General features: G+C 58.2%; 9 protein-coding genes. 2 read left to right on the top strand and 7 right to left on the bottom strand.

Going from position 1 to position 8,555, the window contains the following annotated elements; all coding sequences use genetic code 11:
• Window positions 1–443: 443 nt before the first annotated feature.
• Window positions 444–1,412: a tRNA (guanosine(37)-N1)-methyltransferase TrmD gene (trmD, locus tag ABSG47_RS12045; RefSeq protein ID WP_424169936.1), complete on the bottom strand. Its 969-nt coding sequence runs from the start codon at window positions 1,410–1,412 to the stop codon at window positions 444–446.
• 46 nt (window positions 1,413–1,458) lie between these two features.
• Here trmD and ABSG47_RS12040 point away from each other — a divergent pair, with 46 nt between their 5' ends.
• A complete protein-coding gene (locus ABSG47_RS12040) occupies window positions 1,459–2,643 on the top strand; it encodes a DUF2157 domain-containing protein (protein ID WP_424169935.1) in 1,185 nt (394 codons plus the stop codon).
• Window positions 2,640–3,227: a hypothetical protein gene (locus tag ABSG47_RS12035; protein ID WP_424169934.1), complete on the top strand. Its 588-nt coding sequence runs from the start codon at window positions 2,640–2,642 to the stop codon at window positions 3,225–3,227. Before ABSG47_RS12040 ends, ABSG47_RS12035 begins: the two co-directional genes overlap by 4 nt.
• A gap of 3 nt (window positions 3,228–3,230) precedes the next feature.
• Here ABSG47_RS12035 and rimM read toward each other — a convergent pair whose 3' ends face one another.
• The 6 genes from rimM to ABSG47_RS12005 all read right to left on the bottom strand — a co-directional run bounded on the left by rimM (window position 3,231) and on the right by ABSG47_RS12005 (window position 8,500).
• Entirely contained in the window at window positions 3,231–3,806 is a 576-nt protein-coding gene (gene rimM / locus ABSG47_RS12030) for a ribosome maturation factor RimM (protein WP_424169933.1), read from the bottom strand.
• A gap of 75 nt (window positions 3,807–3,881) precedes the next feature.
• A complete protein-coding gene (locus ABSG47_RS12025; protein WP_424169932.1) occupies window positions 3,882–4,151 on the bottom strand; it encodes a KH domain-containing protein in 270 nt (89 codons plus the stop codon).
• Window positions 4,152–4,389: 238 nt separating this feature from the next.
• Complete coding sequence (rpsP, locus tag ABSG47_RS12020) at window positions 4,390–4,644, bottom strand: 30S ribosomal protein S16 (RefSeq protein WP_058189371.1); 255 nt, start codon at window positions 4,642–4,644, stop codon at window positions 4,390–4,392.
• Window positions 4,645–4,839: 195 nt separating this feature from the next.
• Window positions 4,840–5,322, bottom strand: a complete 483-nt coding sequence (locus ABSG47_RS12015) for a type II toxin-antitoxin system HicB family antitoxin (protein WP_424169931.1) — start codon at window positions 5,320–5,322, stop codon at window positions 4,840–4,842.
• Window positions 5,323–5,341: 19 nt separating this feature from the next.
• On the bottom strand, window positions 5,342–5,536 hold the full coding sequence (locus ABSG47_RS12010; protein ID WP_424169930.1) for a type II toxin-antitoxin system HicA family toxin: 195 nt from the start codon (window positions 5,534–5,536) through the stop codon (window positions 5,342–5,344).
• Between the two features lie 150 nt (window positions 5,537–5,686).
• Window positions 5,687–8,500 carry a M16 family metallopeptidase gene (locus ABSG47_RS12005; protein WP_424169929.1) on the bottom strand — a complete coding sequence of 938 codons (2,814 nt, stop codon included), beginning with the start codon at window positions 8,498–8,500 and terminating at the stop codon, window positions 5,687–5,689.
• Window positions 8,501–8,555: the final 55 nt, after the last annotated feature.

Here is an 8,555-nt window from a genome sequence, read left to right as displayed (position 1 = left end):
CAAAAAGGATTCGGGCCGTAGCTCTTTCAAGGCAGCCCAGAAATTTTTTTTTCGGGGGGGTATCTCACCAAAGTAACCGCTCATGATAATCAATTAGTAAACACCGTAAATCATCGGTAAATCACACAAAAACAATCACATAGCGGCATAATTCTTCACCCCTCGAAAAACAGCCTGACTGGGAAAACAAAAAGCGAAAGTTGTTCCAGCAAATCCTCAGACGCTGCCGTCCCAGGCCGCAACATCAGAGCATCTCTCCCGAAGATATAAAGTTCGTGCGCCCCACCCTCGCCGCGTATTTGTCTTTGCGGCCAGGCTGGGGTCGCTCTACTGCAAGAGGAGAAATGCCCTAGGCACGCGAAAAACAACAGAACGGCACAACAAGCACTCTTCATTTTCGGCTTCAAGCGTGGCATGACTGTAGCACGAAATAACGGCAAACTTCAGTTGTTTTGTTCTTTTTTGCGTTGTTTCTCTTCACTCCGCGCCCATTTGATTGCGTCTGCGACATCCTGCTCGGTAATGCCAAGCTTCTCAAGTTTTTCGCGGGCTTTATCGGCTCCGCTCTTTTGAGGCAGCCGTTGCATGATTTTAGTCAGCATTTCATTATCTTCTTTGCTTAAAGTTGCTCCTGATAGCAAATCGGGGCGATTCTGGAGTGTCTTTCGTAGCTGCTGTTCCCGTCGCCATTTGCGAATCACCTGGTGGTCGCCATTCAGCAGCACTTCAGGAACTGCCAGCCCGCCAAACTCCGCCGGTCGCGTGTAGTGCGGGTAGTCGAGCAGCCCGCCAGCTCCGTGCTGGGAGCGTGGAACGCCCTCCACATCGGCGGAAATCACCGCGTCCTGCGCTCCAAAGCTTTCAAACTCGCTTGAAGCCTCATTCCCCAGCACGCCGGGAATCAGCCGCATTGTGGCATCGAGCACTACCGCTGCCGCCAGCTCACCGCCGCTCAGTACATAGTCGCCGATTGAAAGCTCCATGTCGCAATACAGCTCGTTGATGCGCTCATCCACGCCCTCATACCGTCCGCAGACAAAGACCACTCGCTTGAGCCCAACCAGCTCCCGCGCCACGGCCTGCGTGAATGGCCGTCCCTGAGCGGAAAGAAGCACCACACAAGTTCCATCGTCCTGCGGACGGCTTGATTTCGGCGCGATCCCAAGTGAGGCCAGCGCCTCGGCCAGAGGCTCGGGCTTCAGAACCATCCCCTCGCCGCCGCCAAAGGGCCGGTCGTCCACCGTGCGGTGCCGGTCGTGCGTAAAGCCGCGCAGATCGTGTACGTTTACCGTCACGAGCCCAGCGGTCTGTGCCCGCCGTACAATCCCGTGCTCGAAAAATCCGGCAAAGATGCCGGGAAAGATGGTGATGATCTCAAACTGCATCGCTTCTTTAATGATAGATGGACGCATTTACCCGCTGTATCCGGGAAGTGTGTTTTAATGCTCGGCAGGAACCATGCCTGAAATTGAGAGCCTTCTCGCTCGCTGGCAGTCTGCCGGAGTTCTGGACTCCGAAGCAGCCGCGCGCATTCGTTCCTATGAAACCGGAAACAGGAAGCCCGCCGGGCTGCGCTGGCAGGGCATCGTCGCGCTGATTCTCGGCGCCATTCTGCTTGCCACAGGCGTCATTCTCTTTGTCTCTGCCCACTGGGACGAACTCGGTCCCGGCTCTCGATTTGCGCTCGTACTGGCGATGGTCTCCGTCTTTCACGTCGGGGGTGCGCTCAGCCGAGAGAGCTTCCGCGGCCTGTCTACGGCACTGCATGCTGTCGGCACCGTCTCTACCGGAGCTGCGATTGCGCTTGTCGGGCAGATCTTCAACATTCAAGAGCATTGGCCGGGCGCAATCCTGCTCTGGGCGCTTGCCGCGCTTGCGGGCTGGGCTCTGCTGCGCGACCAGGCACAGCAAATACTCGCCTTGCTGCTTGTTCCGGCGTGGATTTTTTCCGAACTCGACGACGCCATGACAGGTCAGGTTGGCGAGTCGGCCTATCTCGGCCGTTTTCTGTTTGTCTGGGCGCTGCTTTATCTCACCGCCTTTCTGGGATCGAGAAACCGGGTGGTGCGGGGAATTCTATTCGCTGCGGGTGCTATCGCGTCCGTCGTTGGCACCGTCCTGATGATGGAAGGTTGGCGTTCCTGGTCATCCGATCAGACAGCGATTCCATTCTGGCCGCGGTGTATCGGCTGGATGGTCATCGCCGCTCTTCCACTGGCGCTTGCCTTACTGAATGCCGCTAGAAGTCTCATTCCCGTTGCCGTCGCGATCATTTTTGCCATCCTGCTGCCCTGGACCCAACGTCACTGGGTTGAGCATTTTCTGGGTCCCAGGGGCCAGCAAATGCCATACACCGTCTACGGCCCGAATCTCTGGGCTCATGCGCTCGCCAGCGGCTTTTGCATCTTCGTCATCTGGTGGGGAGTGCAACAGGCCAGCCGTGCGCTGGTAAATCTTGGTATTGTGGCCTTTGCCGTCTCGGTCTTCTGGTTTTACTTCAGCAACATCTTTGACAAGGTCGGCCGCTCGCTCGGACTCATCGGCCTCGGCGTGCTCTTTCTGGCGGGTGGATGGGCGCTTGAACGCATGAGGCGGCGTCTGATGGCCTCCATGTCGGCGCCTGCACTCAAGGAGGCGTCATGAGAATTGGCTCTGTCCGCCTCTCCGCTGTCTCCGTGGTTGTGCTGGTTATTCAGCTCGTCATTGTTTCCCTGATTGCCGCGAGGTATCTTTATCAGCGCGCAACCTGCCCTCGCGTCTGGACGCGCTCAGCCGTCTACGATCCGGAGCTCATCATGCGAGGCCGTTACCTGGGCTTGCGGCTTACGGTCGATGGCTGCGGGGCTGCTAAGACATTGGGCGAGCATACATTGGAGCAACCGACTACATTCGTAACGCCGGTAGGGGTTCCAAACAGGCAGATAGCCCAGTTTGAGGCGGCGCTTTCGATCAAGGACAACAAGCTGATTGCAAGCCGCGCTCCGACGCGCCATTTTTCCTTAGCCGCCGAGTATGTGAGCTGGCGTGTTGGTGACTCATGTGACGCGATGACGCTGCAGCAGCCGGTTTACTTTTATATTGCAGAGCACGCAACAAGTCCGTTGCCGGTGAAACAAGGCGACCAGTTGTGGATCGAAGTCACTCTTCCGCCTAAAGGGCCGCCGCGTCCGATTCAGTTAGCGCTGAAACACCAGGGCGGCGCATGGGAGCCGCTCACGTACCGCTGAGTCTCAGCCGTTCAGCTCCAGCAGCCCTTCCGGCAGCGCCATCTCCACGCGCTTGCCAGCCAAGTCCAGCCTGCGCAGAAAGCTCTTCGCAAAAGGAATGAGAACCTCGCCCTTTTCCCCGCGAACAATCAGGAGCGGAACCGCGTCTGCCGCATTCGGACCCGCGCTTCGATCCACATTCTCAATCCGGCCCACAACGACCGGCTCCGCGCCTGCTACATCGACCAGCTCGCAGCCGATCAGGTCGGCGATGTGTACTTCGTCCTCGCCCAGCGCCGCGCGTTCCTCAACGGGGAGGGCCACGATGAGGCCATTCAGCTTTTCGGCGTCGGAGATAGACCCGACTCCGGCAAAATGCAGCACAATGCCGCTCTGGCCGCCGGACTTGTGGGGCCAGTGGTGCTCGAGCTCCACGCAACGCGGGTCCGAAGAGTCACCCGCACCGGAGGTGAGTCGCAGCAGCCAGAGCTGCTTTCGTTCCGCAAATTTTTCGGGGAAATCAGTAAGAACTTCGGCGAATACTTCGCCCTTGCGTCCTTGCGGACGGCGAATCCGCGCCAACCACACCCAGGCGCTCACGCAAGCCTCCGATTAAAGCCTGAAAAGCCCGTAACCGTTGTAATGACGGTTGTGAAAGGGCTAGACACAAAAGAATCAGGCTTCTTCGTCTTCTTCAAGAATGTCCAGCGTATAGCGATGGTGCAGTTTCATGCTCACGGCGCTCAGGATGGTGCGTACTGAACGCGCTGTGCGTCCCTGCTTGCCGATCACCTTGCCCACGTCTCCCGGAGCTACCCTCAGCTTCAAGATCGTGCTTTCGTCCCGCGCTACAGTCTGAACCTCAACCGCCTCTGGCTCATCCACAAGGGCCCGCGCAATTTCGCGGACCAGCTCCTCGACTGCAACCATCTCATGTTGGGTCATGTTCGTGCCCCTGACCGTCTCTGCGGTTTTTCCAGTTTCTGTCATGCATGTGCCAACGGGCAGGAGATTTTTCCCTTGAGAAAAAGCAACCCTGCACGACGCTCAAAAGCACCAGAAACCTGGAAAAACGGCTCCAGCCTTACACAACTTATTGTGCGGCCTTTGCGCGAATAGTATCAGCACCGGACCGTCGCCGTCAGCCATATTACAACTTTATGTGCAGAGCGGAAGTCAATCTTTAAGCAGCTACGGTCTCTTCAGCCTTGGCGGGGAACTTTTGCACCAGCTTGGCCACGGTGTCAGAGAACTGTGCGCCCTTGCTCTTCCAATAGGCGATGCGCTCGTGCTTCAGGTCCACGGAGGCGGGATTGGTGCGGGGATTGTAGGTGCCCACAACCTCGATTGAACGCCCGTTGCGGGCGCGGTCCTTCTCAATGACTACGACACGGTAATAGGGCTGCTTGGTGGCGCCAAAACGCGCCAGACGAATCATGACCACGGTGATACTTCCTTTCAGAAATCTGTTTGGGACTTGTCCGCTAACCGGGAGCGGAGGCGCAAAAGCCTGCCGGCCACCTTAGGCCAGACATAAGGCCACTCGAGCGCAAGACACAACACCTAAGTATCGCCGAAATACGGCTTCCGAGGCAAGTGGGGTGGCGTTTCCTTGTCCCGGCTTTCTGATTTGTTACGCGATCTGGCGGAACCGCCTGCGCCCCGGACGCGAGGCATCTTTCGGGACTGGCTTAATGACCATTGAGCCAGTCGCATTTCTGGAGTGAGAAGACGGTGTTTGCGGAAGAAGTGCATGCTTTACCATGTATGCGGAGCGGGATAGATGCGCAGCCTTTGCTCTCCGGTCGATCTCCGCTAACTGGTTCTCCGGAATGGTGATGTTGACCCGAACAGTGCGGTCCTCCGCCTCCGGGGTTACAAGAAACGCGATACCTCCCTCCCGGGCCGGATCGTCGCGGAGGTCATCCAGAGTAGAAGGCGCTGGGATTGCCTCGTGATCTGCGCGCATTCCGCGGATATGAAAGGCCAGTGCTTCCGCGGCCATTTTGCGGGCTTCTTCAAGGCTGGAGCCGGCAGTCACACATCCGGGGAAGTCCGGAAAGCTGACCCCATAATCCGAATCAGCATCTTTATGCAGATATGCAATGTATTCCATCTCGCCCTCCTAGTGGAATTTAAGTCTGGTGGAATTTAAGTCCGGACTGCTTTTCGATCGAAACAAGTGTTCCTATCGGGAGCTCCTTCTTTGGATGCAGAACGGTTACGCGGCCAGGTTTTACGGGATGTTTGAATTGTTTGTGGCTACCCTCATGAGCCATTTCGTACCATCCATCCGCCTTAAGGCTCTTGATGATCTCCCTGCTCGTCATCCCAATCCCCGGAGTATGTGGAAATTACACACACTTCATACACATAAAAAGAGGGCACGACGCGTAGTTTGCGTCATGCCCTCATGTTTCTGAACCTTACGCCATCAGCCCTGCTGTTGTTCCAGCGGACATGGCTTGGGGAACAATCGGCTACTGAACGAGCTTGCCGCTGATGTCCCGTGTTTCCACAGGACCGAGGCCGGCATCCTTCAGGCTCTGCCCGATCTTCGACTTATCGCCTGCCGTGACAATGACGAGCTGGTCCGCATGCAGATATTTCTGTGCCACGCGGGCAATATCGGCCTGCGTCACCTCTTCGTACTTGCGGGGCAGGTTGGAGTAATAGTCCAGCGGCCGGTTGTTGACGAAGATGTTGCTCAACGCGCTGGTCATCGCGAAGGTGGTCTCAAAGCGGCCTGGCAGCGAGCGTATCTGAGCCTCCTTGGCGGCGGCCAGTTCTTCCTCGGTTGAGGGCTTCTCGGGGAAATTCCTGATCTCGCCCATCATCTCCTTGGCCGCTTCTGCCGTCACGTTGGTTCGCACCAACGCGCCGGAGGAGAAGGAGCCTCCTGCGCGATATTCGTTAAAGCCGGAGCGGGCGCCATAGGTGTAGCCGTGAACCTCGCGCAGGTTCATGTTGATGCGGCTGCCGAAGGCTGCTCCGAGGGTGTAGTTCATGAGGTCAAGTGTGTCCGCATCCGGTGAGCTTACCGGTACGCCGAGACCGAATGCATAGAGTGCTGTCTGCGGCGCGCCGGGCTTGTCGATAATCACGATGCGGGTAGGCTGCGGCGCAGGCGGAGCCGGGATCTCTACTGGGGGCGCGGTTGTCGCATTCCATTTGCCGAAGTAAGTCTTCGCCAGCTTTTCCGCATCCGCGCGCGTAATGTCGCCGGAGAGGATCAGCGCCGAGTTCTTTGGTCCATAGTGGCTTGCGTAAAAGTCTGAGAGATCGCTGCCCGTGATCGACTCCACGCTTTCAGCGGTGCCGTTGCCCGCCTGGCCGTAGGGGCTGTCCCCAAAGATCAGCTTCGGACCGACGCGCATGGCCATGCTCTGTACGTTATCCGTCTCCTGTCCGATGCGAATCAGACGCTGCTTCTTGCGACGGTCCACATCGTCAGCGCGGAAGGCGGGATGCTGCGCCACGTCTGCCAGGAGATCCATACCCTCAGCGGAGTGGTACGTCAGCAGGCTCATCGAAATCGCGCCGGATTCAAGACCGCTGCCGGTTCCGATACGCGTGCCGATCTTCTCCTGGTCCCCAGCCAGTTTGGCCAGGTCGCGGGAGGTTGTTCCATCGCCCATCACTTCGCTGACCAGGGTGGCCAGGCCGCCCTTGCCTGCGGGGTTGTTCTCACTGCCCGCGCGTGAAACCAGTGAAGCGCTCAGAACCGGCAGCGAGTGGTCCTCCACCAGCAGAATCCTCAGGCCGTTGTCCAGCGTGAACTCCGTGGGCACAGGCAGATGAATGGCCGGAGCCGGGCCGGGAGCGGGCTTGGTTTTGCGCCAGTCCTGCGCCTTTTCGAATTCGTCGGTGTAGGGATTCACGATCTTAACGGTTGCATCGGTGTCCGCCGGGCTGCGCGGCACATCGTCCAGCTTCTTTGCGCCGGGAATGCAGTAGACCACCACGGCCGAATCCTTGGTCAGATACTTCGCCGTAGCGGCCTTGGTGCTGGCTGCGGTGACGGCATCCGTCATGGCAATATCCTTTGAAAGGAAGCCCGGATTGCCGGTGTACTGGTTGTAGTAGTTCAGCATGTCCGCCACGCCGCCAAAGCCGCCCAGCCGCTGCAGACCGGTGATCTTTCCGGTCAGTGACAACGCCTTTGAAGCCTGCACTTCTTCCGCCGTCGGGCCATCTTTCTGCAACTTACCCAGCTCAGCCCAGAAGCTTGCTTCCAGATCTTCGAGCTTCACGCCCGGCTTGGCTGTAATGTCGCAGGTGGTAATGCCGGTGAGCGCGTAGGTGCCGTTGCTGCAGCTTACGCTCTGTGCTGTTTGTGCCTTGATCACCAGCGCCTCATCCAGCCTGCTCGCCTTGCCGCCGCCCAGTGCCTGCATGGCCGCGTCAATGCTGTAGGACTCCGGCGTAAAGGCCTTGGGCGTAAGCCATGCCACGGAGAGACGAGGCAGCTTTACCGTGTCTGTGATCGTTTCGCGCTTCTGCGAGGTGATGGGCGGGGTCTGCACATTCACCGCCTCGACTGCCGGGCCCTTTGGAATGGGTCCAAAATACTTTTCCAGCAGGCTCTTCAGCGTCGCCGGATCAAAGTCACCCGCAATCGCAATCGTTGCGTTGTTCGGCGTGTAGAACTGCTGGTGGAAATCGCGCACGTCCGCAATGCGCGCGGATTCAACGTCTGCGTGGCTGCCGATGACCGAGCCATAGTACGGATGTCCCTTGGGGAAAAGCAGATGGAAGACTGCCTCGTCCGCCACGTCGTATGGGCGCCCTTCACCCTGGCGGCGCTCATTGCGGACCACGTCGCGCTGGTTGGTGAGCAGCTCGCGGTTCAGGCCTTCCATGAGGAAGCCCATGCGGTCGCTTTCCAGCCACATCGCCAGCTCAAGCTGGTTGCTCGGCATGGTCTCAAAGTAATTTGTGCGGTCGAAATCCGTGGTGCCGTTCACATCCGTTGCGCCCGCGCCCTGCACGTACTTGATGTGTGCCTTTTCACCCACATGCTCAGAGCCTTCAAACATCATGTGCTCAAAGAGGTGCGCGAATCCTGTTCGCCCCGGCTTCTCGTTCAGCGGACCCACGTGATACCAGAGGTCGACTGCCACCAGCGGCAGCCGGTGATCTTCATGCGTCAGCACCTGCAGACCGTTGGACAGCTTGAACTCCTGATACTTGATCTCAGGCAGTTTGTGCCCGGCCTGCGCCTGGGCCATGGAAGAGCCAAGCAGCGCGGCGCCTGCAAGCGCGCAGAGAGAAGAGCGAAACAGATTTTTCACCAGCAAAATCTCCTTTGAGAGAAAACGGACGGATCCTGAATGAATTCGAAGGAAT

The sequence above is a fragment of the Occallatibacter sp. genome (assembly GCF_049510455.1).
In the GTDB taxonomy this organism is placed as follows: Bacteria; Acidobacteriota; Terriglobia; order Terriglobales; family Acidobacteriaceae; genus Telmatobacter.
This window is presented reverse-complemented; position numbering and strand designations above follow the sequence as displayed.

Coding starts and splice junctions, on each gene's coding strand:
- trmD (WP_424169936.1), bottom strand. CDS start 1,412: ATGCGTCCATCTATCATTAAAGAAGCGATGCAGTTTGAGATCATCACC.
- ABSG47_RS12040 (WP_424169935.1), top strand. CDS start 1,459: ATGCCTGAAATTGAGAGCCTTCTCGCTCGCTGGCAGTCTGCCGGAGTT.
- ABSG47_RS12035 (WP_424169934.1), top strand. CDS start 2,640: ATGAGAATTGGCTCTGTCCGCCTCTCCGCTGTCTCCGTGGTTGTGCTG.
- ABSG47_RS12025 (WP_424169932.1), bottom strand. CDS start 4,151: ATGACCCAACATGAGATGGTTGCAGTCGAGGAGCTGGTCCGCGAAATT.
- rpsP (WP_058189371.1), bottom strand. CDS start 4,644: ATGATTCGTCTGGCGCGTTTTGGCGCCACCAAGCAGCCCTATTACCGT.
- ABSG47_RS12015 (WP_424169931.1), bottom strand. CDS start 5,322: ATGGAATACATTGCATATCTGCATAAAGATGCTGATTCGGATTATGGG.
- ABSG47_RS12010 (WP_424169930.1), bottom strand. CDS start 5,536: ATGACGAGCAGGGAGATCATCAAGAGCCTTAAGGCGGATGGATGGTAC.